Source organism: Streptomyces sp. NBC_01276, assembly GCF_041435355.1.
Lineage (GTDB): Bacteria > Actinomycetota > Actinomycetes > Streptomycetales > Streptomycetaceae > Streptomyces.
This window is the reverse complement of sequence record NZ_CP108442.1, coordinates 3,086,099-3,109,572: the sequence shown is the minus strand read 5'-3', so window position 1 is coordinate 3,109,572 and position 23,474 is coordinate 3,086,099. Positions and strand designations below refer to the sequence as shown.

General features: G+C 72.8%; 19 protein-coding genes. 12 read left to right on the top strand and 7 right to left on the bottom strand.

Features of this window, described 5'->3' with window-relative positions; translation table 11 throughout:
- Positions 1-7 precede the first annotated feature (7 nt).
- Positions 8-442: a DUF6234 family protein gene (locus OG295_RS13405; RefSeq protein WP_371677096.1), complete on the bottom strand. Its 435-nt coding sequence runs from the start codon at positions 440-442 to the stop codon at positions 8-10.
- A 302-nt stretch (positions 443-744) separates the two neighbouring features.
- On the opposite strand from OG295_RS13405, the gene groES reads away from it, so the two are divergent.
- Both groES and groL read left to right on the top strand, forming a co-directional pair.
- Complete coding sequence (groES, locus tag OG295_RS13400; RefSeq protein ID WP_008739621.1) at positions 745-1,053, top strand: co-chaperone GroES; 309 nt, start codon at positions 745-747, stop codon at positions 1,051-1,053.
- A gap of 136 nt (positions 1,054-1,189) precedes the next feature.
- Positions 1,190-2,818 carry a chaperonin GroEL gene (gene groL, locus OG295_RS13395; RefSeq protein ID WP_371677095.1) on the top strand — a complete coding sequence of 543 codons (1,629 nt, stop codon included), beginning with the start codon at positions 1,190-1,192 and terminating at the stop codon, positions 2,816-2,818.
- A gap of 113 nt (positions 2,819-2,931) precedes the next feature.
- On the opposite strand, the gene OG295_RS13390 is transcribed toward groL, so the two are convergent.
- On the bottom strand, positions 2,932-3,630 hold the full coding sequence (locus OG295_RS13390; protein ID WP_371677094.1) for an ester cyclase: 699 nt from the start codon (positions 3,628-3,630) through the stop codon (positions 2,932-2,934).
- 84 nt (positions 3,631-3,714) lie between these two features.
- Positions 3,715-4,488 carry an SDR family NAD(P)-dependent oxidoreductase gene (locus OG295_RS13385; RefSeq protein WP_371677093.1) on the bottom strand — a complete coding sequence of 258 codons (774 nt, stop codon included), beginning with the start codon at positions 4,486-4,488 and terminating at the stop codon, positions 3,715-3,717.
- Between the two features lie 161 nt (positions 4,489-4,649).
- Here OG295_RS13385 and OG295_RS13380 point away from each other — a divergent pair, with 161 nt between their 5' ends.
- Positions 4,650-5,552: a LysR family transcriptional regulator gene (locus tag OG295_RS13380; RefSeq protein WP_371677092.1), complete on the top strand. Its 903-nt coding sequence runs from the start codon at positions 4,650-4,652 to the stop codon at positions 5,550-5,552.
- An 84-nt stretch (positions 5,553-5,636) separates the two neighbouring features.
- Here the strand turns inward: OG295_RS13380 and OG295_RS13375 are convergent, their stop codons facing one another.
- Complete coding sequence (locus OG295_RS13375) at positions 5,637-5,963, bottom strand: WhiB family transcriptional regulator (protein WP_030230767.1); 327 nt, start codon at positions 5,961-5,963, stop codon at positions 5,637-5,639.
- Positions 5,964-6,343: 380 nt separating this feature from the next.
- On the opposite strand from OG295_RS13375, the gene OG295_RS13370 reads away from it, so the two are divergent.
- The 4 genes from OG295_RS13370 (at position 6,344) to OG295_RS13355 (ending at position 10,885) form a co-directional block, all read left to right on the top strand.
- On the top strand, positions 6,344-6,955 hold the full coding sequence (locus OG295_RS13370; RefSeq protein ID WP_003948568.1) for a response regulator transcription factor: 612 nt from the start codon (positions 6,344-6,346) through the stop codon (positions 6,953-6,955).
- Positions 6,956-7,345: 390 nt separating this feature from the next.
- Positions 7,346-7,975 (top strand): sigma-70 family RNA polymerase sigma factor, encoded by a 630-nt coding sequence (locus OG295_RS13365; RefSeq protein ID WP_356215140.1) that lies wholly within the window; start codon positions 7,346-7,348, stop codon positions 7,973-7,975.
- 137 nt (positions 7,976-8,112) lie between these two features.
- The gene (gene guaB, locus OG295_RS13360; RefSeq protein ID WP_371677091.1) at positions 8,113-9,612 is read left to right on the top strand and encodes an IMP dehydrogenase; all 1,500 of its coding nucleotides are present in this window, start codon (positions 8,113-8,115) and stop codon (positions 9,610-9,612) included.
- A gap of 148 nt (positions 9,613-9,760) precedes the next feature.
- Positions 9,761-10,885 carry a GuaB3 family IMP dehydrogenase-related protein gene (locus tag OG295_RS13355; RefSeq protein ID WP_285535322.1) on the top strand — a complete coding sequence of 375 codons (1,125 nt, stop codon included), beginning with the start codon at positions 9,761-9,763 and terminating at the stop codon, positions 10,883-10,885.
- 80 nt (positions 10,886-10,965) lie between these two features.
- Here OG295_RS13355 and OG295_RS13350 read toward each other — a convergent pair whose 3' ends face one another.
- Positions 10,966-11,592: a TetR/AcrR family transcriptional regulator gene (locus OG295_RS13350; protein WP_371677090.1), complete on the bottom strand. Its 627-nt coding sequence runs from the start codon at positions 11,590-11,592 to the stop codon at positions 10,966-10,968.
- An 84-nt stretch (positions 11,593-11,676) separates the two neighbouring features.
- Between OG295_RS13350 and OG295_RS13345 the strand changes: the two genes are divergently transcribed.
- Positions 11,677-12,108 carry a DUF4345 domain-containing protein gene (locus OG295_RS13345; RefSeq protein ID WP_371677089.1) on the top strand — a complete coding sequence of 144 codons (432 nt, stop codon included), beginning with the start codon at positions 11,677-11,679 and terminating at the stop codon, positions 12,106-12,108.
- On the opposite strand, the gene OG295_RS13340 is transcribed toward OG295_RS13345, so the two are convergent.
- Positions 12,105-12,572, bottom strand: a complete 468-nt coding sequence (locus OG295_RS13340) for a hypothetical protein (RefSeq protein ID WP_371677088.1) — start codon at positions 12,570-12,572, stop codon at positions 12,105-12,107. The genes OG295_RS13345 and OG295_RS13340 overlap by 4 nt on opposite strands.
- Before the next feature lie 183 nt (positions 12,573-12,755).
- Entirely contained in the window at positions 12,756-13,985 is a 1,230-nt protein-coding gene (locus tag OG295_RS13335; RefSeq protein ID WP_371677087.1) for a nucleotide sugar dehydrogenase, read from the bottom strand.
- Positions 13,986-14,260: 275 nt separating this feature from the next.
- Here OG295_RS13335 and OG295_RS13330 point away from each other — a divergent pair, with 275 nt between their 5' ends.
- The 4 genes from OG295_RS13330 to OG295_RS13315 all read left to right on the top strand — a co-directional run bounded on the left by OG295_RS13330 (position 14,261) and on the right by OG295_RS13315 (position 23,333).
- Positions 14,261-15,967, top strand: a complete 1,707-nt coding sequence (locus tag OG295_RS13330; protein WP_371677086.1) for a glycerol-3-phosphate dehydrogenase/oxidase — start codon at positions 14,261-14,263, stop codon at positions 15,965-15,967.
- 150 nt (positions 15,968-16,117) lie between these two features.
- Positions 16,118-18,814, top strand: a complete 2,697-nt coding sequence (locus OG295_RS13325; RefSeq protein WP_371677085.1) for a serine/threonine-protein kinase — start codon at positions 16,118-16,120, stop codon at positions 18,812-18,814.
- A 118-nt stretch (positions 18,815-18,932) separates the two neighbouring features.
- The gene (locus tag OG295_RS13320; RefSeq protein ID WP_371677084.1) at positions 18,933-21,578 is read left to right on the top strand and encodes a protein kinase; all 2,646 of its coding nucleotides are present in this window, start codon (positions 18,933-18,935) and stop codon (positions 21,576-21,578) included.
- A gap of 114 nt (positions 21,579-21,692) precedes the next feature.
- Positions 21,693-23,333: a protein kinase gene (locus OG295_RS13315; RefSeq protein ID WP_371677083.1), complete on the top strand. Its 1,641-nt coding sequence runs from the start codon at positions 21,693-21,695 to the stop codon at positions 23,331-23,333.
- Positions 23,334-23,474: the final 141 nt, after the last annotated feature.

Sequence of the window (23,474 nt, the reverse complement as noted above, 5' to 3'; positions counted from 1 at the left end):
GGCCGTCTCAACCGCCCGGACACTCGTGGTCGTCGCCGCCGCTGAAGCACTGGCCGTACGTGCCCCGGTACGGGGACGCCGGCGCGGGCGGATCGGACCGGAGCTGGTCGCGGGACTGGTGGGCCACGGCCGCGGTGCCCACGAGCAGGGCCGCGCACACCAGTGCCTGGACGCATCCGGTGACGGGCGCGCGGCGGCGGAAGGCGCGGCCGGAGACGACCCCGGCGGTCACGGCCGCCAGGACGAGTCCGCCCAGCAGCAGGACCAGGACCGTCCGGTCGTCGCCCCCGGTGCCCTGGGCGTCCCAGGCGGCGACGACCGCCACGTAGAGGCCGACGGCGACGGCCGCGGCCTCCAGCAGGGTCAGCAGCAGGGCGGTCGCGATGTCCGCGACCCAGTCGGATCCGGTGCGTGCGCGTTCGCCGTGTGTCGGTCTCGTCATGGGGGGCAGTCTCGTCCGCGGGCCGGTGCCGCCGCCTGAGTACGGATACCTACGCGTACCCACGGGTACCTCGCACGTGCCTTCGGATTCTCGGCCAAGGGGCGGCCGGATGACGACGCCGCGGGAGCTGGATTGGCACTCCGCTTGACCGAGTGCTAATCGCCGGAATAGTCTCGCGTCTGGCACTCGCCCCCGGTGAGTGCCAACACAGCGACAGGCAGATCCGGCACCCGCGACGACGGATCGACCTGGTCGCCACCTCAGACAGTTAACCCCGGATCTCCGAAGGGGGAGGTCGGATCGTGACGACCACCAGCTCCAAGGTTGCCATCAAGCCGCTTGAGGACCGCATCGTGGTCCAGCCGCTCGACGCCGAGCAGACCACGGCCTCTGGCCTGGTCATCCCGGACACCGCGAAGGAGAAGCCCCAGGAGGGCGTCGTCCTTGCCGTGGGCCCGGGCCGCTTCGAGGACGGCCAGCGTCTCCCGCTGGACGTCACCGTCGGCGACGTCGTCCTGTACTCCAAGTACGGCGGCACCGAAGTGAAGTACAACGGCGAGGAGTACCTCGTCCTCTCGGCCCGCGACGTGCTCGCGATCGTCGAGAAGTAATTCGCTTCTCCAGTTTTGCCTTGAGCTACGCCCCTGGTCACCCCTGCTGATGCCGGGCGGCGAGGGGCGTAGTTCGTTCTAGACAGGCGGTCGCGGTGAGCGGCCGGGGATCGCAACGAGAGGGCTGACCGCTCCCATGCCGAAGATTCTTAAGTTTGACGAGGACGCCCGTCGCGCCCTCGAGCGCGGTGTCAACAAGCTTGCCGACACGGTCAAGGTGACGATCGGCCCCAAGGGCCGCAACGTCGTCATCGACAAGAAGTTCGGCGCTCCCACCATCACCAACGACGGTGTCACCATCGCCCGCGAGGTCGAGCTGGACGACCCGTACGAGAACCTGGGCGCCCAGCTCGTGAAGGAGGTGGCGACCAAGACCAACGACATCGCGGGTGACGGCACCACCACCGCCACCGTGCTGGCCCAGGCGCTGGTCCGCGAGGGTCTGCGCAACGTCGCCGCCGGCGCCTCCCCGGCCGCCCTGAAGAAGGGCATCGACGCCGCGGTCAAGGCCGTGTCCGAGGACCTCCTCGCGACCGCCCGCCCGATCGAGGACAAGTCCGACATCGCCGCCGTGGCCGCGCTCTCCGCGCAGGACCAGCAGGTCGGCGAGCTCATCGCCGAGGCGATGGACAAGGTCGGCAAGGACGGTGTCATCACCGTCGAGGAGTCCAACGCCTTCGGCCTGGAGCTGGAGTTCACCGAGGGCATGGCCTTCGACAAGGGCTACCTCTCCCCGTACATGGTGACCGACCAGGAGCGTATGGAGGCCGTCCTCGACGACCCGTACATCCTGATCAACCAGGGCAAGATCTCCTCGATCCAGGACCTCCTGCCGCTGCTGGAGAAGGTCATCCAGGCCGGCGGCTCCCGCCCGCTGCTGATCATCGCCGAGGACGTCGAGGGCGAGGCGCTCTCCACCCTCGTCGTCAACAAGATCCGCGGCACCTTCAACGCGGTCGCGGTCAAGGCCCCCGGCTTCGGCGACCGCCGCAAGGCGATGCTGCAGGACATGGCCACCCTCACCGGTGCCACCGTCATCGCCGAGGAGGTCGGCCTCAAGCTCGACCAGGCCGGTCTGGACGTCCTCGGCTCCGCGCGCCGCGTGACCATCTCCAAGGACGACACGACCATCGTCGACGGTGGCGGCAACGCCGCTGACGTCGCGGGCCGCGTCAACCAGATCAAGGCCGAGATCGAGTCCACGGACTCCGACTGGGACCGCGAGAAGCTGCAGGAGCGCCTGGCGAAGCTCGCCGGCGGCGTCTGCGTCATCAAGGTCGGCGCCGCCACCGAGGTGGAGCTCAAGGAGAAGAAGCACCGCCTTGAGGACGCCATCTCGGCGACCCGCGCCGCGGTCGAGGAGGGCATCGTCTCCGGCGGTGGCTCCGCGCTCGTCCACGCCGTCAAGGTCCTCGACGGGAACCTCGGCCTGACCGGCGACGAGGGCACCGGCGTCTCCGTCGTGCGCCGCGCCGCCGTCGAGCCGCTGCGCTGGATCGCCGAGAACGCCGGCCTGGAGGGTTACGTCATCACCTCCAAGGTCGCCGAGCTCGAAAAGGGCCAGGGCTTCAACGCCGCCACCGGCGAGTACGGCGACCTGGTCAAGGCCGGCGTCATCGACCCGGTCAAGGTCACCCGCTCCGCGCTGGAGAACGCCGCTTCCATCGCCTCCCTGCTGCTCACGACCGAGACCCTGGTCGTCGAGAAGCCGGCCGAGGAAGAGGCCGACGCCGGTCACGGCCACGGTCACGGCCACAGCCACTGAGGCTGACGCCGCCTGACGCGTGAGAAGGCCCTGGTCACCGCTGCCCAGCGGGGGTGACCAGGGCCTCTTGCGTTCCTTGCCGTCGGCGCCTCCCGCGCCGTCCGGGCATCCGGTCAGCCGGGCATCATGCCCAGCTGCCGCATCAGACCGGGGGCGTCGTAGTACCACCAGTCCTCCGCGACCTGCCCGTTCTCGATCCGGCAGGTCATACATCCCGACATGCTGACTTCCTTGCCGGTCGGCGCGACCCCCATGAACTCGCCCTTGTGGGTGCCCTTCCAGTTCCACAGCGTGGTGACGCAGTCCCCTTCGGCGAGCTGGCGCGTCTTGTCGAACGTGAAGTCGAACGCGTCCCGCCACATGCCGATGGTCTGCCGCATCCCGTCCCGGCCGTTGCCGCGGCCCTCCGTGTCCATCATGTCGTGCGTGATGTAGTCGGCCGCGATGCACTCCTCGATGACGTCGAAGTTGCCCTTCACGGCGATCTCGTCGAAGACCCGGTTCGCGACCAGCTTGTTGAGGTACTCGTCCCGGACGACGTCGAGGTTCATGAACTTCGGCATTCCCTCGCAGAGGGCCACCATCTCCTGGAACATCCGGTCGGTCTCCGGGAGGTGAGAGTTCCTCATGGCCTCCTCGTAGGACGGGAATTCGACGAGGTCCACGTAGTGCGTCTGCGCGTCGCGGTCCCGGCCGATCATGGTGTGGGTGACCGTGCGCCTGCCGCTGGTCTGTTCCGCATAGCGGTCGATGAGCGCGTTCATCTCGTCGAACCGCTTCGTCTCGTAATCGATCACCTGTACGAATGTCATCGCGTCGCCTCCTGTGGTGGATGGGACACGTCCAGTTTAGGGAGATTTCACCCACTTGCCAGGCTTACCTGTGGGTCACACCGGTTACTGGGGGCCGTACTTGCGCCCGGTGCGGGAGGACACGCCGCCGAGGATCCCGCGCGGCGTCAGCTTCACCACTCCCATCAGCGCCTTGTACCGCGGGTCGGGGATCGACACGGTCTTGCCGCGGGCCAGGTCCGCCAGGGCCGCCGCCACCAGCTTGTCGGCGTCGAGCCACAGCCAGCCCGGGATGTTGTCCGTCCCCATGCCCGCCCGCTGGTGGAACTCGGTCCGCACGAATCCGGGGCACAGGGCCATCAGCCGCACTCCGGAACCCGCGAGGTCCCGTGCCGCCCCCTGGGTGAACTGCACGACCCACGCCTTGCTCGCGCCGTAGGTGCCGCGCGGCACGAAGGCCGCCACCGAGGCCACGTTCACCACTCCGCCGCGCCCGCGCGAGCGCATCGACCCGGTCGCCGCCGAGGTCAGCCGCAGCACCGCCTCGACGTGCACCTTGATCATGGCCAGCTCGTCGGCCATCGAGACGTCGAGGTAGCGGCCCTTGTTGCCGAAGCCCGCGTTGTTGACCAGCAGGTCCACGGGGTGCGTACGGTCCCCGAGGCGGGTCTCGACCGCCGCGATGCCCCGCTCCGTGGAGAGGTCGGCGGTCAGCACCTCCGCCTCGATGCCGTGCCGGTCGTGCAGCTCGGTGGCCTGCTCGGCCAGCCGCTTGGTGTCGCGGGCCACCAGCACGAGGTTGTGCCCCTGGGTGGCCAGGCGGCGGGCGAAGGCGGCGCCGATGCCCGCCGTGGATCCCGTAATCAACGCAGTCGTCATGTGCGCAACCTAGCCGCCCCGCCCGGCCTGAGCGCCTGCGCGGGCGGGTGCGTACGCACTCGTGATCTTCCGGCTCCGCGGTGTCACCGGAAGGGGCCCCGAGCTCAAAGGGTCAGGGAGGGCATTGGCGTCGCGGTCAAAGTCGGGCTTATGATCGAACCGTGATTGAGGCACGCCATCTCCGGGTCCTGCGCGCTGTCGCCGGGACCGGGTCCTTCTCCGCCGCCGCCCGTGAGCTCGGCTGCACCCAGCCCGCCGTCTCCCAGCAGATGAAGGCCCTCGAACAGTCGGCCGGTACCCCGCTGCTGATCCGCACGGGCCGCGAGATGCGGCTGACCCAGGCCGGCGAGGCCCTGGTGCGCCACGCGGCCGGGATCCTGGCCGGGCTGACCGCGGCCGAGGAGGAGGTCGCGGCCATTGCCGGGCTGCGCGCCGGGCGGGTCCGGCTCGTCTCCTTCCCGAGCGGGAGCTCCACCCTGGTGCCGACCGCGCTCGCGGCGATGCGCGCCGCGCACCCCGGCACCCGCATCTCGCTGGTCGAGGCGGAGCCGCCGCGGTCGGTGGAGATGCTGCGCGAGGGCGACTGCGACCTGGCCCTGGCCTTCCGCTACGGGGGCGGGGCGGCGGGGGCGGCGGCCGAGTGGGAGGACCTGGTGGTCACGCCGCTGCTCACCGACCGGCTCGTCGGGCTGGTTCCCGACGGGCACCGGCTGGCCGGCGCCGAGCGGGTGGGCATGGCCGAACTGGCCGAGGAGCCCTGGATCGCGGGCTGCCCGCGCTGCCGCCGCCATCTGGTGGAGGTGTGCGAGGGCGCGGGCTTCACCCCGCGCATCGACTTCGCCACCGACGACTACCCCGCCGTGGTCGGGCTGGTCGGGGCGGGGCTCGGGGTCGCGGTGCTGCCGGAGCTGGCGGTGGAGTCCGTACGGGCCAAGGGCGTGAGCACCCTGGCCGTGGAGCCGGCGGTGGAGCGGGAGGTCGTGGCGCTGACGCTGCCCGACCTGGCGCGCGTACCCGCGGTGGCGGCGACCCTGGGCGAACTGGTGCGGGCCGCCGCGCGCTGACCCCCGCCCCGTCCGGCGCGGCGCCGGGGAGGGCGGGAGGTCAGGCGAAACGTTCCTTCGGGGGTCGCTGCCGCCGCTCGGGGGTCAGTGGGGGGCGATGGGGCCGATCGTGCTCGACGCGGGGATCAGGCGGTGCCGCGCGCGGCCCATCAGCTCCTCGCGTTCGTCCTCGGTGAGGCCGCCCCACACCCCGTAGGGCTCGCGGACGGCCAGTGCGTGCGCGGCGCATTCCGAACGCACCGGGCATCTCATGCAGACCTCTTTAGCGGAGGCCTCGCGCGCACTCCTGGCCGCGCCCCGCTCGCCCTCCGGGTGGAAGAACAGGGAGCTGTCGACCCCGCGGCAGGCAGCCAGCAGCTGCCAGTCCCAGAGGTCGGCGTTCGGTCCGGGGAGGCGGGAGAAATCTGCCATGGGTAGTCCCTCTTGGTGCCGGTACTGAGGCGGATACGGTCCATGTCTCCACACCTACTGTCGTAGTAGATGTAAATATGACTCATTGGGAATCTAGCCTCAGACACATGCCAAACGGAAGAAAAGCCGCCAAATAGGGCATAGCTCCAGATGGAGGACAGCTCGCTCGTGGCTCCGGCGTCGTGATCGCTTCCTCACGTAGAGTGCCGAAGGTGTCCGTCCGACCCGTAACTCTTTCGAGTGACCATCGTTGAGAGAGCGAGTGCGGTTGAACCGAGAAGTTCCCGGACAGGTGTCCGAGGGCATCGATCGCACAGGTGACGATACGTACCAGCCTGGAGGCTCAAGGTGACGCGCATCAGCAGCTGCGGAGGGCGGTCATGACTTCCGTCCTCGTCTGCGACGACTCCCCGCTTGCCCGAGAGGCGCTCCGTCGCGCGGTTGCCACCGTGCCCGGCGTCGAGCGTGTGACGACGGCTGCCAACGGCGAGGAAGTCCTCCGCCGCTGGGGTGCCGACCGCTCCGACCTGATTCTGATGGATGTACGGATGCCGGGGCTGGGCGGTGTCGAGACGGTCCGCCGGCTCCTGTCCGCCGACCCGGGCGCCCGCATCATCATGCTGACGGTCGCCGAGGACCTGGACGGGGTGGCCCTCGCGGTCGCCGCCGGCGCCCGCGGGTACCTGCACAAGGACGCCTCGCGCGCCGAACTGCGGGCCACGGTCACCCAGGCCCTCGCCGACCCGACCTGGCGACTGGCACCGCGCCGGCTGCGCTCGGCCGAGATGGGCGCCGCGCCCACGCTCACCGCGCGCGAGATCCAGGTGCTGGAGGGCATGAGCCACGGCCGTTCCAACGCGGAGATCGGGCGCGAGCTCTTCCTCTCCGAGGACACGGTCAAGACCCACGCCCGCAGGCTGTTCAAGAAGCTCGGCGCCTCGGACCGGGCGCACGCCGTGGCACTCGGCTTCCGCTGGGGCCTCGTCCGCTGACCTGCGGGATCCCCGACCGGCCGTCCCGAGCGGTCCCGTCCGCCGTCGGCGGACGGGGCGGCACGCGCCCCGGGCCCCGCGGGGAGGCGCCCGCCGCCCCGTCGGCGGCGCCGCGCGGACACCGCCGTACGTCGCGTCGTACCCGGTGACCCGCCGGGGATTGGCGGTGCACAATCCGGGGGACGTGTCGCTTCGGGCGCGATGCCGCATCCTTGGTGGTGTGCCGCATTCTTGGAGAGGTCGAGTCCCCGGGGCCCCGGGGGCGACGATTCGGGCCGAGCGGAGGGGAGGGCGCACATGATGAGTTCCGGCGCACCCGCTCATAACGCTTCGATGCACAACACGGACCACGGTGCCGCGAATGCTCCGGCGCCAAGGCACCATGGATTGATGCGCGACGACGAGGCCCTGGGGTCCCCCACGGCCACAGCACCCACCGGCGCCGCCAAGGGCGGCGGTGCCGGGGCCGTCAGCGCTCTCGTGCGCCGTGCGGTGGAGGGCGACGAGCAGGCCACGCACGATCTGCTCGCCTTCGTGCACCCCCTCGCCATCCGCTACTGCCGCACCCGGCTCTCACGGCTCCCCGGTGACGCTCGTCACTTCGTGGAGGACCTGGCGCAGGAGGTCTGCGTCGCCGTCCTGATGGCGCTGCCGCGCTACCGGGACACCGGTCGGCCCTTCGAGGCCTTCGTCTTCGCCATCGCCGCGCACAAGGTCGCCGACCTGCAGCGGGCCGCCATGCGGCACCCGGGGAGCACGGCCGTGCCGTCCGACGAGATGCCGGAACGGCCCGACGACTCGCTGGGCCCCGAGGAGCGGGCGCTGCTCAGCAGTGACGCCGCCTGGGCCAAGAAGCTGCTGGCCAACCTGCCCGAGAACCAGCGCGAGCTGCTGGTGCTGCGGGTGGCCGTCGGCCTGACCGCGGAGGAGACCGGCCAGATGCTCGGGATGTCCCCGGGCGCGGTGCGGGTCGCGCAGCACCGGGCGCTGAGCCGGCTGCGGGCGCTCGCGGAACAGTGACGGGCCGCGCGGTCTCCCCGCGCGATCCATCGTAGGAAACGACGAAACTTCTGCTTGACCTTGGTCGTGGAATGAGACGCGTCGGTATCCCGTTAGCATGGACATCCGCGCTGAGCAAGACCATTTGGGAAGGTGTCATGACCGCCGACGGAGTGCCCGACAAATTCGCCACGCTCGGACTGACCTACGACGACGTGCTGCTGCTGCCGGGCGCGTCGGACATGTCGCCTGACGCGATCGACACCTCTTCCCTCATCTCGCGCAACGTCCGCGTGAACGTTCCGCTGCTGTCCGCCGCCATGGACAAGGTCACCGAGTCCCGCATGGCCATCGCGATGGCCCGCCAGGGCGGCGTCGGCGTGCTGCACCGCAACCTCTCCATCGCCGACCAGGCCAATCAGGTCGACCTGGTCAAGCGTTCCGAGTCCGGCATGGTCACCGACCCGATCACGGTGCACCCGGACGCGACGCTGCGCGAGGCCGACGAGCTGTGCGCGAAGTTCCGCATCTCCGGCGTCCCGGTGACCGACCCCGCCGGCAAGCTCCTCGGGATCGTCACCAACCGCGACATGGCCTTCGAGTCGGACCGCAGCCGCCAGGTGCGCGAGGTCATGACCCCGATGCCGCTGGTCACGGGCAAGGTCGGCATCTCCGGCGTGGACGCCATGGAGCTGCTGCGCCGCCACAAGATCGAGAAGCTTCCGCTGGTCGACGAGGCGGGCATCCTCAAGGGCCTGATCACGGTCAAGGACTTCGTCAAGGCCGAGAAGTACCCGAACGCCGCCAAGGACAAGGACGGCCGGCTGCTCGTCGGCGCGGCCGTCGGTGTCGCGGGCGACGCGTACGAGCGCGCCCAGGCGCTGATCGAGGCGGGCGCCGACTTCATCGTCGTCGACACCGCCCACGGCCACTCCCGCCTGGTCGGCGACATGGTCGCCAAGATCAAGTCGAACGCCGGCGTGGACGTCATCGGCGGCAACGTGGCCACCCGCGACGGCGCCCAGGCGCTGATCGACGCCGGCTGCGACGGCATCAAGGTCGGCGTCGGCCCCGGTTCCATCTGCACCACCCGCGTCGTCGCCGGCATCGGCGTCCCGCAGGTCACCGCGATCTACGAGGCCTCGCTGGCCGCCAAGGCCGCGGGCGTCCCGGTCATCGGCGACGGCGGCCTGCAGTACTCCGGCGACATCGCCAAGGCCCTGGTCGCGGGCGCCGACACGGTGATGCTCGGCTCGCTGCTCGCGGGCTGCGAGGAGTCCCCGGGCGAGCTGCTCTTCATCAACGGCAAGCAGTTCAAGTCGTACCGCGGCATGGGCTCGCTCGGCGCGATGCAGACCCGCGGCGACCGCAAGTCCTTCTCCAAGGACCGCTACTTCCAGGAGGGCGTCGGCGGTGACGACAAGCTGATCCCCGAGGGCATCGAGGGCCAGGTCCCCTACCGCGGCCCGCTCTCCGCGGTCGTGCACCAGCTCGTCGGCGGTCTGCGCCAGTCGATGTTCTACGTCGGCGGCCGCACCGTTCCCGAGCTGCAGGACCGGGGCCGCTTCGTCCGGATCACCTCGGCGGGCCTCAAGGAGAGCCACCCGCACGACATCCAGATGACGGTCGAGGCACCGAACTACAGCCGCAAGGGCTGAAGCGCGTGAGGTGAGGGGCGGACCCGGCGGAAGCGCCGGGTCCGCCCCTTCGCCGTGCGCGCGTACGTCCGTACAGCGGTCACCGAAACGCAGTCCTCCGCCCGTCGGGGATACTGGACGGGCAGACCCAGAGGAAAGGCCACCACACGTGACTGAGATCGAGATCGGGCGCGGCAAGCGCGGCCGCCGGGCGTACGCCTTCGACGACATCGCCATCGTCCCGAGCCGGCGCACGCGGGACCCGAAGGAGGTCTCGATCGCCTGGCAGATCGACGCGTACCGCTTCGAGCTTCCCTTCCTGGCCGCCCCCATGGACTCGGTGGTCTCCCCGCAGACCGCGATCCGCATCGGTGAGCTCGGCGGCCTCGGCGTGCTGAACCTCGAAGGTCTGTGGACCCGCTACGAGGACCCGCAGCCGCTGCTGGACGAGATCGCGGAGCTGGACGAGGAGACCGCGACCCGCCGTCTCCAGGAGATCTACTCCGCGCCGATCCAGGCGGACCTGATCCGTCAGCGGATCAAGGAGGTGCGCGACTCCGGTGTCGTCACCGCCGCAGCGCTCTCCCCGCAGCGCACGGCCGAGTTCTCCAAGGCCGTCGTCGACGCGGGCGTGGACATCTTCGTCATCCGCGGCACCACCGTGTCGGCGGAGCACGTCTCCGGCGCCGCCGAGCCGCTGAACCTCAAGCAGTTCATCTACGAGCTCGACGTCCCCGTCATCGTGGGCGGCTGCGCCACCTACACGGCCGCCCTGCACCTGATGCGCACCGGCGCGGCGGGCGTGCTGGTCGGCTTCGGCGGCGGCGCCGCGCACACCACCCGCAACGTGCTGGGCATCCAGGTCCCGATGGCCACCGCCGTCGCGGACGTGGCCGCGGCGCGCCGCGACTACATGGACGAGTCCGGCGGCCGCTACGTGCACGTCATCGCCGACGGCGGCGTGGGCTGGTCCGGCGACATCCCGAAGGCCGTCGCCTGCGGCGCCGACGCCGTGATGATGGGCTCCCCGCTGGCCCGTGCCACCGACGCGCCCGGCAAGGGCAACCACTGGGGCATGGAGGCCGTCCACGAGGACGTGCCGCGGGGCAAGAAGGTCGACCTCGGTACGGTCGGCACCACCGAGGAGATCCTCACCGGCCCGTCGCACACCCCCGACGGCTCGATGAACATCTTCGGCGCGCTGCGCCGCTCGATGGCCACCACGGGCTACAGCGAGCTCAAGGAGTTCCAGCGGGTCGAGGTCACGGTCGCGGACTCGCAGCACCGCCGCTGACCCGGTCCCGGGTCGCCGTACGTACGGCGGAGGGCCGGTACCCCATGGGGGGTACCGGCCCTCCGCCGTTCTCCGCCCGGTCAGTGCCCCGGTGCGGGGGCGCAGGCCGCGGCGGGCGGCAGCGGACGCAGTCCCGGGACGGTCGCGAGGGCGCCGGTGAGGGCGCCGACGCAGATGTCGGCCAGCGCGGTGCGGGAGTAGGCGCCGTCGAGGAGCCAGTCCACGCACAGCGTGCGGACGAAGACCAGCCAGCTCGTCACCACGGCCGCGACCGTGGCGTACTGCTCCTCGGCGGGGGCGGTGACGGTCAGCAGGTGGGCGCGCAGGCCGGAGAGTTCGTCGTCGATGATCGCCTGCACCACCGGGTCGCCGGCGAGCGTGCGGTTGGCGGCGAGGACGGTGTTGCGGTTCGCGGCGAAGTAGTCGATGTGCGTGTCGAGTCCGGCCCGGAGCCAGGCGGAGGCGGGGACGTCCGGGTCGAGCGCGGTCGAGGACAGGAGGCGGTCCGAGGCCTCCCGGTAGACGGCGGCGAACAGCTCGCGCTTGCCGGGGAAGTAGCGGTAGAGCAGGGCGCGGGAGACCCCGGCCCGCTCGGCGACCTCCTCCATGAGGACGTCCTCGTACGGCTTCGCGGCGAAGAGGGCGGCTCCGACGGCGCGCAGCTGGGCGCGGCGGTCGTCCGGGGAGAGGCGGCGGCGCGTGGTCATCCGTCCAAGTTACTTGACGCGTGTCTACTACGCTCCTACGCTCCCCGCTTAGTCGACGTGTGTCTACTAAGCGGGGGTGGGGTCGTGAGCAGGCACGGACTTCTGAAGGGGCTCGCCTGGGCCATGGGCGTGGCCTGCGTGGCGATCGGGCTCTACCACCTGGTGCTGGGCGTCGTCTCGGTGCCCGGCGCCGAGGGTGCGGGGCCGGCGACGGCGACCGTGGACAGCCGGGAGCGCTTCTACAACGCGGTCTTCGTCGGGTTCGGGCTGGCCTGGATCGAGACCGCCCGGCGTACACCGATCCCGGCGCGTGCCGTCCGGTGGCTGTCGGCGGTCTTCCTGCTCGGTGGCGTGGGGCGGGTGCTGTCCGTGGCGGTCCACGGATGGCCGCACTGGTTCCAGATCCCGCTGGCGGCGCTGGAGCTCGGTCTGCCGCCGCTGTACTTCTGGCTGGCCGGCGCGGACGAGCGGCGGGCCGCCGGAGCGGCCCGCGGCGACGGCGTCCGGACGGTCTAGGCGGCGGCCTTGCGGGAGATCTGGAACGCGGCGTACGCGCTGATGGCCAGGAAGAGGAACGTCAGCGGGTTCGCTTCGGCCTTCCAGGCCTCCATGAGCGGGGAGGTGCCCTGGCCGACGATGTCCATGGCGCTGACCTGGAGCTCGTCGGCGTAGATCAGGACGATGCCGAACATCTGGCCTGCGAGGACGGCGGCCAGCGCGAGCAGTGCGGCGATGGCCGGCAGGGCGGGGCTGCGGCCGCCGGCCTTGCCGGCGGCGAAGCCGACCAGGGCGCCGACGCCCACGGCCGCGTAGCCGATCTGGTGGTGGGTGCCGCCGATGATCCCGCCGTAGACGCCGGCCGCCACGACCGCGGCGACGACGGAGGCGAGGATGCCGATGCCCGGGCTGCTGTAGGCGGGCGCGGGAGCCGTGGCCTCGGTGTAGGACGAGGGCGCGGGCGGCTGGAAGTGCTGGCTCATCGGAAATCCCCCCCAGGGATCGCGAAACACGCACGTACGTACGTTGGTCAGTCGTAAGTACGAGATAAGTGACGCCGCAGGCTAGCAGGGGGCGCCGACATCCGGCGGGGGGATTTTCGGGCGCCGGAACCGGGGTGTGACCCGGGCGGGAGCGCGGCCCCCCCGCCCGGGTGCCGCCCGGGGTCAGAGGCGGTGGGCCGCGCCGGCCGGGCTGGCGCCCCGGGTGTCGAGGAGCAGCTGGGCCTTCACCGCGAGCCCCTGGAGGTCGTACGTGCGGTGGTGCTGGAGCAGGATCGTCAGGTCGGCGTTCGCGGCGGCCTCGTAGAGCGAATCGGCGCGCGGCACCGGCCGGTCGCGCACCCGCCAGCCCGCGACGTACGGGTCGTGGTAGCTGACCAGGGCCCCGAGGTCGAGGAGGCGGCTGGCGATCTCGCGGGCCGGGGAGCCCTCCTGGTCGGCGAGGTCCTGCTTGTAGGTGACGCCGAGCAGCAGGACGCGGGCGCCGCGGGCGGATTTGCCGTGCTCGTTCAGCAGGGTGGCCGAACGCTGGATGACGTATTGCGGCATCCGGTTGTTGATCTCCTGCGCCAGGCCGACCATGCGCAGCGGGTGCCCGGGGGTGCGGGTGGTGTGCGGGAGGTAGTTGGGGTCGAGGGGGACGCCGTGTCCGCCGACGCCCGGGCCCGGACGGAAGGCCTGGAACCCGTACGGCTTCGTCTCGGCGCACCGGACGACGTCCCAGAGGTCGACGCCGAGGTCGTGGCAGAGGACCGCCATCTCGTTCATGAGGGCGATGTTCACGTGCCGGTAGTTGGTCTCCAGGAGCTGGACCGTCTCGGCCTCGCGCAGGCCGCGGGCGCGCACCACCTTCTCGGTGAGGCGGGCGTAGAAGGCGTGCGCGGATTCGGTGCAGGCGGGGGTGAGGCCGCCGATGACCTTGGGGGTGTTGGCGATGCCGTGGGTGCGGTTGCCGGGGTCGTGGCGGGCGGGGGAGTAGGCCAGGTGGAAGTCGCGCCCGGCGCGCAGTCCGGAGCCGCTCTCCAGGATGGGGCGCAGGTAGTCCTCGGTGACGCCCGGGTGGACGGCGGATTCGAGGATCACCGTGGTGTGCGGGCGCAGCCTGGCGGCGAGCGCGCGGCCCGCCTCGCCGACGGCGGAGAGGTCCAGCGCCCGGTCGGCGCCGAGCTGGGTGGGGGCGCAGACGACGGCGGTGCGGACCCGGCCGAGGTCGGCGGGGTTGGTGGTGACCCGGAAGCCGGCCGCCGACATGCGGCGGACCTCGGCCGCGGTGAGGCTGCTGTCCGTGGCGGGGCCGCTGTCGTAGCCGATGGTCTCGATCCCGGCGGCGACGGCCGCCTGCGCGAGGGGGAGGCCGAGGTGGCCGAGTCCGATGACGGCGAGATCTGCGGGCATGGGTGGCCGTCCCTTCCCTTCCCTGGCATGAGGGGGCGGTGCGCGCGCGTCCCGGGGCGGGGGGTCCGGACGGGTCCGGAGGCCGCCTGGAGCTGGCGCAATGTCAGACTAGGCGTATATATGACAGATATGTCGCATTGCGGGGCGGTGGCTACCGTTGTGTTGTCCACAGCCGGTGGCTGATGTCGGTGCGGCCGGTCAGAATCGTGAAACGGGAGATGTGAGCGGGATCACCCGCATCGAGCGGGTTCTGCCCGCACCAACGGGAGGCAGCCGTGAGGACAGCGACACTGGGGCCGGCGCAGCGGGCGGAGGCGCTCGCCCGGATGGCCGAGCGGGAACTGGACGTGCTGGTCGTCGGCGCGGGGGTGGTCGGTGCCGGAACGGCGCTGGACGCGGTCACCCGGGGCCTTTCGACGGGTCTGGTGGAGGCCCGGGACTGGGCGTCGGGCACGTCGAGCCGGTCGAGCAAGCTCATCCACGGCGGGCTCAGGTACCTGGAGATGCTCGACTTCGCTCTCGTACGGGAGGCGCTGAAGGAGCGCGGCCTGCTGCTGGAGCGCCTCGCCCCGCACCTGGTGAAGCCCGTGCCGTTCCTGTACCCGCTCCAGCACAAGGCCTGGGAGCGTTTCTACGCCGGTTCGGGCGTGGCCCTCTACGACGCCATGTCGTTCTCCAGCGGGCACGGGCGCGGCCTGCCCACCCACCGGCACCTCTCGCGCCGCAGGGCGCTGCGGATCGCGCCGGCCCTGCGCAGGGACGCGCTGGTGGGCGCCCTGCAGTACTACGACGCCCAGATGGACGACGCCCGCTACGTCGCCACCCTCGTGCGGACGGCCGCCGCCTACGGGGCGCACTGCGCCAACCGGGCGAGGGTGGTCGGCTTCCTGCGCGAGGGCGAACGGGTGGTGGGGGCCCGGGTCCGGGACGTGGAGGGTGGCGGGGAGTACGAGATCCGCGCCCAGCAGGTGGTCAACGCGACCGGGGTGTGGACCGACGACACCCAGGCGCTCATCGGGGAGCGGGGGCAGTTCCACGTACGGGCGTCGAAGGGGATCCACCTGGTCGTCCCGAAGGACCGGATCCATTCGAGCACCGGGCTGATCCTGCGGACGGAGAAGTCGGTGCTGTTCGTCATCCCGTGGGGCCGCCACTGGATCGTGGGCACCACCGACACCGACTGGGACCTGGACAAGGCCCACCCGGCCGCTTCGAGCGCGGACATCGACTACCTGCTGGAGCACGTGAACTCGGTGCTGGCGGTGCCGCTGACCCGGGACGACGTCCAAGGGGTCTACGCGGGCCTGCGGCCACTGCTGGCCGGGGAGTCGGACGCGACGAGCAAGCTCTCGCGCGAGCACACCGTGGCCCATCCGGTGCCGGGCCTGGTGGTGGTGGCCGGCGGCAAGTACACGACGTACCGGGTGATGGCCAAGGACGCGGTCGACGAGGCGGTGCACGGGCTCGACCGGCGGGTGGCGGAGTGCGTCACGGAGGACGTCCCCCTGGTGGGGGCCGAGGGGTACCGGGCCCTGTGGAACGCCCGCGCGGGGACGGCGGCGCGAACGGGGCTCCATGTGGTGCGGGTGGAACACCTGTTGAACCGGTACGGATCCCTGACGGAGGAGATCCTCGAACTGATCGCGGCCGACCCGTCGCTGGGCGAGGCGCTGACCGGGGCGGACGACTACCTGCGGGCCGAGGTCGTCTACGCCGCCTCGCACGAGGGGGCCCGGCACCTGGACGACGTCCTGACGCGGCGCACCCGGATCTCGATCGAGACCTTCGACCGGGGGACCCGATCGGCCCGCGAGTGCGCGGAATTGATGGCTCCGGTGCTGGGGTGGGACAAGCAGCAGATCGAGAAGGAGGTCGAACACTACGAGAAGAGGGTCCAGGCGGAGCGCGAGTCCCAGCGCCAGCCGGACGACCAGACGGCGGACGCGGCGCGGCTGGGGGCGCCGGACATCGTTCCGTTGTAACTCCGCGATGCGGCGGGGGGAACCGTCGGACCCGGGGCTTCCGTCCGATGCGGAGTGAGCAACAATGAGGTTTCTGCCGGGGTGGGTTACCGTGCCCCCCGGCGGCTGCCGGGGCAGCCGGGGCAGGCTGCACGAACGCAGAGGGGACGCATGTCGAAGCCGGAGCACACCGAATCGCCTGCCGGGGCGCCAGCCGGGTCGCCTGCGGCGGAGCTGGACGGTGACGCGGCGACCGCGTCCGGGGGCGCCGGCGCCGGGTCCGTGAAGGTGCCGAAGGCGCGTTCCGCCGGCGGGACCTCCGCTGCCGGGAAGCCCGTTGCCGCGAAGTCCGCCGCGGGGAAGCCCGCCGCGGGTAAGTCCGCCGCCGTTGCGGCGGACGGGCCCGGGGAGTCCGCGGATCCCGCCGACGGCGGGGCGGAGCCGGACGCGGAGCCGGCCGGGCGCGCCGCTTCCCGCGGGCCGGGCACCACCGCTGACGGATCGAAGTCCGCGGCGGACGACGCCCCCGCGGCTGACGCCGGGTCCGCCGCGGCGGACGTCAAGGCCGGATCCGGCCGGGGTGGTGCGGCGGAGACGGAGCCCGCCGCCGATGCCGGGCCGGCGGATGCCGAGGACGGCGCGAAGGCCCCCCTCGTGAAGCCCTCCCTCGTGAAGTCCGGCTCCGGGGCGGCCGACCCGAAGGCGGACGCCCCCGCCACCGAGGAGCCCGCCGCCGACGCCGCCGACGACCGTGCGGAGCCCGCGAAGGCGGACGCGCAGTCCGCGGCCGCGAAGGGCGGTGCCCCCGGCGGGTCGAAGCCCGCGGGCCCGAAGGCCACCTCCGGCGCGGCCCCCGCCGACGGCACCGGGACGGGTGCTCCCGGCGTCGCGGGCAAGGCCGACGACGAGGGCCCGGAGGCCGCCAAGGCCGACGACGGCAAGGCCGACGACGGCAAGGCCGACGACGGCAAGGACCGGGGACGGCTGCTCGCCCGGCGGTACCGGCTCGGGGCCGTGCTCGGCAAGGGCGGCATGGGCACCGTGTGGCGGGCCGAGGACGAGGTCCTCGGACGCACCGTCGCCGTCAAGGAACTCCGCTTCAGCACCGGCGTGGACGAGGACGAGAAGCGCCGCCTCATCACCCGTACCCTCCGCGAGGCCAAGGCGATCGCGCGGATCCGCAGCGAGGGCGCCGTCACCGTCTTCGACGTCGTCGACGAGGACGGCCGTCCCTGGATCGTCATGGAGCTCGTCGAGGGCGCCTCCCTCGCCGAGTTCATCCGGGAGAACGGGCCCCTGACCCCGCGCCGCGCCGCCGAGGTCGGCCTCGCGGTCCTCGACGTGCTCCGCGCCGCGCACGGCCAGGGCATCCTGCACCGCGACGTGAAGCCGTCCAACGTGCTCATCGCCGCGAGCGGTCGCGTCGTGCTCACCGACTTCGGCATCGCACAGGTCGAGGGCGACCCCTCGATCACCTCCACCGGCATGCTCGTCGGCGCCCCCTCCTACATCTCCCCGGAACGCGCCCGCGGCCAGAAGCCCGGCCCGCCCGCCGACATGTGGTCCCTCGGAGGACTCCTGTACGCGGCCGTGGAGGGCGTGCCCCCGTACGACAAGGGCTCCGCGCTCGCCACCCTCACCGCCGTGATGACCGAGCCGGTGGACCCGCCGAAGAACGCCGGTCCGCTGACCGAGATCATCTACGGGCTGCTGGTCAAGGACCCGGCCGGGCGGCTGGACGACGACGCGGCCAGGGCGATGCTCACGGCGGTGCTCAACGCCCCCGACCCCGAGCCCGAGCCGGTGGCCGAGCCGGTCCCGGCGGTCGAGGAGACCCGGGCGATATCCCTCACCAAGGCGGACGTCGAGGCGGAGAAGGCAGCCGAGAAGGCGGCGAAGAAGGAACGCGAGCGGCGGGACCGCGAACAGCGCGAACGCACCCGCGCCGCGCTGAAGTCGGCCCGCAAGGCGGCCGCCGCCGCTGCCGCGGCCCCGCCGGCCAGGCCCGCACCGGTGAAGGCGCCGCTCACCGACGTGATGTCGCGCCGCACCATCGTCCTCGCGGTGGCCGGCGTGGTCGTCGTCCTGGCCGTGCTCGGCACGCTGATCGGTTACCTCCTCAGCGGCGGCGACAAGGACTCAGGCCGCAAGAACGAGGGCAAGGGCGGGCCCACCCCCGCCGCGTCCGGGGCCAAGTCCCCGGGCGCCCAGGCCCCCGCCGCCTCGCCCGCGGCTTCCCCCGCAGCCTCGGCCGGTTCCTCCCCGTCCGCAGGCCCGAGCCCGGCCGCGCCCAGCGGCAGCCCGAGCGGCGACCCGGGCCAGGGGCAGGGCCAGGGGCAGGGCCAGGACACCGGCCAGGCGCAGAGCAGCCAGGGCCAGGGCGCCAGTCCCGGCAACAACGGCGGCGCCCTCCCGGCCGGTTTCGGCACGGTGACGGACCTGCGGTACCACTTCTCGATGGGGATGCCCGAGGGCTTCCACCAGACCGACACCGCGGGCCAGGACTCCGGCGCGATCTACAGCCGCGACGGCGGGTTCCCGCGCATCCAGGTCGACTACACCGACAGTCCGGGCTCCGACGCCCGCGCCGCCTGGCTGGAGATAGCCCCCGGCGTGGCCGGCAGCAGCAAGGGCTACCACCTCGTACGCCTGGAGACGGTGGACTACCGGGGCTATCCGACCGTCGCCGACTGGGAGTTCGAGCGGGAGCAGAAGGGCGTCAAGGTCCGGGTCCTCGACCGGGGCTTCCGGATGGACGCGAAGCACGGCTACGCGATCATGATCACCTGCGCCGCCGACCAGTGGGACGGCCCGGAATGCACGCAGCTGCGCAACACGGCGTTCCAGACCTTCCAGTCCTTGGGCTGACGGGCCCCGCAAGCCCGGGACGCGGGCGCCCCGGGCGACGTATCGTGTTCAGCGGGGCCATGGGGGACCCCTCGTCCGGCTGCCGCCGGCAGGTGCCCCCGCACTCGGGGGAGGCGATGTGGAGGAGTACGCGGGCCGGATCCTGGCCGAGCGCTACCGCCTGCCGCTGCCGCCCTCCGACGAGTACGAGCTGATAGAGACCCGCGCCTTCGACACGCGCAGCGGTCAGGAAGTCCTCGTACACCAGGTGCCGTTGCCGGAGGTCGTCGACGCGGAGCTGCTCGACGGGACCCCTGCCCGGCCGGGGGCGGCCGGGGAACTCCCCGCGGTGCGCAGGGCGATCGCCGCCGCCCAGGCCGCCGCCTCCGTACCGGACCACCCCCGGCTGGACCAGGTCTTCGACGTGTTCGCGGAGGGCGAGTCGCTGTGGATAGTGAGCGAACTCGTCCCCGCCAGGCCGCTGGCCGCGCTGATCGCCGATGAACCGCTGAGTCCCTACAGGGCGGCCGAAGTGGCCTCCGACGTACTGACCGCACTGCGCGTGCTGCACGCGCACGGCTGGACGCACCGCAACATCACCGTCCGGACCGTGCTGATATGCGAGGACGGACGGGTCGTCCTGACGGGCCTGGCGGCGGGCGCGGCCGAGGAGGCCCTGTGCGGGTACGACCCGGTCCCGGCGCCCGAGCCCGCATCGGACGCCGGGGACGTCGGGGACGCCGGTACCGGCCCCGGATGGGGCGGAGCCCCGCCGCCCTTACCGCCCCCGCCGGCCCACGGCCCCCCGCCCGCCGCGCCCCCGGCCGGGGAGCCGGTGTACGCGCCCCTCGTGGCGCCCGGGTACGACACCGGACCGCGCTACTCCGACCACATCGTCCCGGAGCCCGTGCGGCCCCCGCAGGACCGGGCCGCCGCGGAAGCCGACGCCCGCGCCGGAACCATCGCGGCCTACCGGGCCGGGACCCGGGCCGCCGCCGCCAAGGTGGAGCGGGACCGGGGCGAGCGCGGGCCGGTGGTGGTGCCGCAACTGCCGCCGACCGGGGCCAACCTGCCGCAGGAGTACGCGTACCCGTACGGCGGGCCGGACACCGCCGCTCCGGCGCCCTGGCACGGCGCCACCCCCCGCCGCCCCGCCGAACCGGAGCCGCAGCAGGAGCTCGGGCCGGAGGCGGAGCACGAGCCGGAGGCGTACGGGCAGGAGCCGTATGAGCCGGAGCCGTACGGGCAGGAGCCGTACGGGCAGGAGCCGTACGAGCCGGAGGCGTACGGGTCGCAGCCGGATCAGGAGCCGCGGCCGGAGTGGGCGGGCCGGCCGCAGTCGGAGTGGCCCGCGGGGCCCGGAGCACGGGCCGGCGCGCTGCCCGAGCCGGCCCGCCCCGCCCTGCCCGCCCGGCTCGCCCTCCCGCAGGGCTACCACCAGGCCGACGCGCCCGCAGCCCCTACCCCCGCCCCCGCCGCACCGCCCGCCGTCCCCGGCCCACCCCCGGCCACCCCGGACCGGCCCCGTCCGCTCCCGTCCCCGCGGGCCGTCCCGGCCGGAGCGGCCGCCGGCGCCTGGGGCGGCGGCCCGCGCACCGGCCTCGACGCCGAGCGGGCCCGCCAGACCCGGATGGCCGTCGTCGGCCCCGTCACCGAGCGCTGGGCGCCGGAGCAGGCCGGTCCCGTCCACGGCCACTGGCAGCTGGCCGCGCTCGTCGGCCCCGCCACCGACCTGTGGGCCCTCGGCGCCCTGCTCTACCGCGCGGTGCAGGGACACGCCCCGTACCCCGAGGACAGCGTCGCCGAACTGGTCGAGATGGTCTGCGCGGAGCCGCCCGCCTTCGCCGAGGAGTGCGGCCCGCTGCGCCCCGTCGTGGAGTCGCTGCTGCGCCAGGACCCCACCGAGCGGCCCGATTTCGAGGAGCTGCGCGGCTGGCTGCGCTCCCTCGTGCGCTCCGCCCCGGAGCCCGACGGGGACCTGGCGGTGCTGCCGGTACCGGAGCCGGATCCCACCCGGCTGCCCGTCGTCCGCCGGCGCGGCGACCTGCACGGCCGCCACCGCAACCCCGTCGCCCCCCGGGGGCCGCGTTCCCTCGGCCGGACCCTGCTGGTCGGCGTCCTGGCCCTGCTGGCCGCCGCCGTCGCCTACGCGATGCTGTTCATGCCGCGTTCCGCCGGTACCGGTGAGCAGCGGGGCCGGCAGCCCACGGCCGCGCAGAGCCCCGCCCGCCCGAGCCCGTCCGGCTCCGCCCCCGGCGCGGCGACCCCGGGCCGCAGCCCCTCCGGGACCCCCGCCGGAACCCCGCAGTCCAAGCCCGCCCATCAGCCGAACGCCCCCGAGGGCTACACCCTGGAGCGGGACCCGGAGCACTTCACGGTCGCCGTCCCCCAGGGCTGGACCCGCCGGAGCATCAACGAGGCCGGCCAGGTGCGCTACACGCAGGGCGCGTTCACCCTGGTCGTGGTCCCGGGCCGGGACCGGGTCGAGGGCAACCCGGACCCGAAGGCCTACCAGCAGGACAAGGAGCCGGAGCTGTCCCCGTACCGCAACTCCACCTGGGCGGAGTCGGGGGACGTCAAGAGCACCACGGTCGCCGGTCAGTTGCGCGTCACCGGCCGCTACACCTGGATCGACTCGACGGGCCGGTCCGTCCTGGCCCGCAACTTCGTCGTCGCCCTCGGGGGCAGCTACCACGTCGTCATGGTGACCGGCCCGAAGGACGAGGAGGACAAGGTCACCGACGTCTTCGAGAAGGCCACGGCGAGTTACCAGGCGGGTGGCTGACTGGATGTCAGTACGGCGATTGCGTCACAGTGCTGTCTCACCGGCCCCGCGCGGTTCCGGCAGCGCCCGCAGGCTCCGTAATCTGGCCCGGAGAGTACAGAGCGGCGGGAATTCGTGGAACAGCAGACAGGCGCGGGTGCGGTGCTCGCGGGCCGGTACAGGCTCGTCGATCCCATCGGCAGCGGCGGCATGGGCAAGGTGTGGCGCGCGCACGACGAGCTGCTGCACAGGACCGTGGCGGTCAAGGAACTGACGGCGGGTCTGTACGTGGCCCAGGCCGATCGGGAAGTCCTGCACGCCCGCACGCAGAAAGAGGCCCGGGCCGCGGCCCGGATCCAGCACCCGGCGGTCGTCACCGTCCACGACGTGCTGGAACACGACGACCGGCCGTGGATCGTCATGGAGTACATCGACGGCCCCTCCCTCGCGGAGGCCGCCAAGGCGGCCGGGCGCATCGAGCCCCGCGAGGCGGCCCGGATCGGCCTGCACGTGCTGGGCGCCCTGCGCGCCGCGCACGCGGTCGGCGTGCTGCACCGCGACGTGAAGCCGGGCAACGTGCTGCTGGCCAAGGACGGCCGGGTGCTGCTGACCGACTTCGGGATCGCCGCGATCGAGGGCGACTCGTCGATCACGCGCACCGGCGAGCTCGTCGGCTCCATCGACTACCTGGCTCCGGAGCGGGTCACCGGCGGTGCCCCCGACCCCTCCTCCGACCTGTGGTCGCTGGGCGCGACCCTGTACACGGCGGTCGAGGCCCGCTCGCCGTTCCGGCGGACCTCGCCCATCTCCAGCCTCCAGGCGGTCGTCAACGACGAGCCGCCCGTCCCGCGCCAGTCCGGCCCCCTCGGCCCGGTCATCACCGCGCTCCTGCGCAAGGACCCGGCCCAGCGGCCCTCGGCCGCCGAGGCAGAGCGGATGCTGATCGAGGCGATGGAGGGCCGCGAGCCGAAGGCGGCGCAGGCGTACGTGCCCACGCGCGCGGTCACCGCCGAGGAGCGGGCGCCCGCCCGGTCCGCCGAGCCCGCGCGGCCGGAGCCGGCCGTTCCCGCCCAGACCACCGCGCTCCGGGAGTCCCCCGGGGCCCCCGCCGGGCGTCCGTCCGGGCGGCTCAAGCGGGCCGCCGCCGTGGCCCTGGTGGCGGCGCTGCTCGGCGGCGGCGGGGTGTTCGGGGTGCTCAAGTACCTCGACGGCCAGGGCGAGGGGGTCCAGGACGAAGGCTCCGCCGACAAGGCGGTGAGCGCCCCGGACCGTTCGGGACCGGGCGACGACGGCAAGGCGGGCGCCGCGGTGGCGACCCCGCCGGCCGGTTTCGTCAAGGTGGAGGACCCGGCGGGCTTCTCGCTGTTCGTCCCGGTGGGCTGGAAGCGCCAGATGGACGGCAACCAGATCGACTACACCCCCGACAACGGCCGTCACCTCATCCGGATCGCCATCGACACCACCCCCGACTACGCGAACCCGTACATGCACCTCCTCGACATGGAGAAGCAGCTCAAGGAGCGCATGGACTACAAGCGCGAGGTGCTGGACCAGAACAGCTTCCGGGACACCACCCGGGCCGGGCTGTGGGACTTCTCCTGGACCGAGAAGGCGCCCCACGCGGGCCCGCGCCGGGCCATCGAGCAGATGTACGTCAGCCCGGACAACACCGAGTACGCGGTGTACATGTCCGGTCCGGCGAACGAGTGGGCCAAGATCCGCCAGCAGTTCGACACGGTGCTCACCGGCTGGCAGCCCCCGGCGAAGAAGGGCTGAGGCGGGCCGGGCGGAGGTGTCCGCGAAGGGTGTGCCGGAGGGTGCGGCGGAGGGCGCGCCGGAGGGGGCGGCGGACCGCCCGCGGGGCCGCCCGGCGCAGTGATCGCGCCACTCCCCGCCGATCGCGCCAGCGATCACTGG

Coding starts and splice junctions, on each gene's coding strand:
- guaB (WP_371677091.1), top strand. CDS start 8,113: ATGACCGCCGACGGAGTGCCCGACAAATTCGCCACGCTCGGACTGACC.
- OG295_RS13390 (WP_371677094.1), bottom strand. CDS start 3,630: ATGACATTCGTACAGGTGATCGATTACGAGACGAAGCGGTTCGACGAG.
- OG295_RS13365 (WP_356215140.1), top strand. CDS start 7,346: ATGCGCGACGACGAGGCCCTGGGGTCCCCCACGGCCACAGCACCCACC.
- OG295_RS13370 (WP_003948568.1), top strand. CDS start 6,344: ATGACTTCCGTCCTCGTCTGCGACGACTCCCCGCTTGCCCGAGAGGCG.
- OG295_RS13375 (WP_030230767.1), bottom strand. CDS start 5,963: ATGGCAGATTTCTCCCGCCTCCCCGGACCGAACGCCGACCTCTGGGAC.
- OG295_RS13385 (WP_371677093.1), bottom strand. CDS start 4,488: ATGACGACTGCGTTGATTACGGGATCCACGGCGGGCATCGGCGCCGCC.
- OG295_RS13335 (WP_371677087.1), bottom strand. CDS start 13,985: ATGCCCGCAGATCTCGCCGTCATCGGACTCGGCCACCTCGGCCTCCCC.
- OG295_RS13340 (WP_371677088.1), bottom strand. CDS start 12,572: ATGAGCCAGCACTTCCAGCCGCCCGCGCCCTCGTCCTACACCGAGGCC.
- OG295_RS13325 (WP_371677085.1), top strand. CDS start 16,118: ATGTCGAAGCCGGAGCACACCGAATCGCCTGCCGGGGCGCCAGCCGGG.
- OG295_RS13405 (WP_371677096.1), bottom strand. CDS start 442: ATGACGAGACCGACACACGGCGAACGCGCACGCACCGGATCCGACTGG.
- groL (WP_371677095.1), top strand. CDS start 1,190: ATGCCGAAGATTCTTAAGTTTGACGAGGACGCCCGTCGCGCCCTCGAG.
- OG295_RS13350 (WP_371677090.1), bottom strand. CDS start 11,592: ATGACCACGCGCCGCCGCCTCTCCCCGGACGACCGCCGCGCCCAGCTG.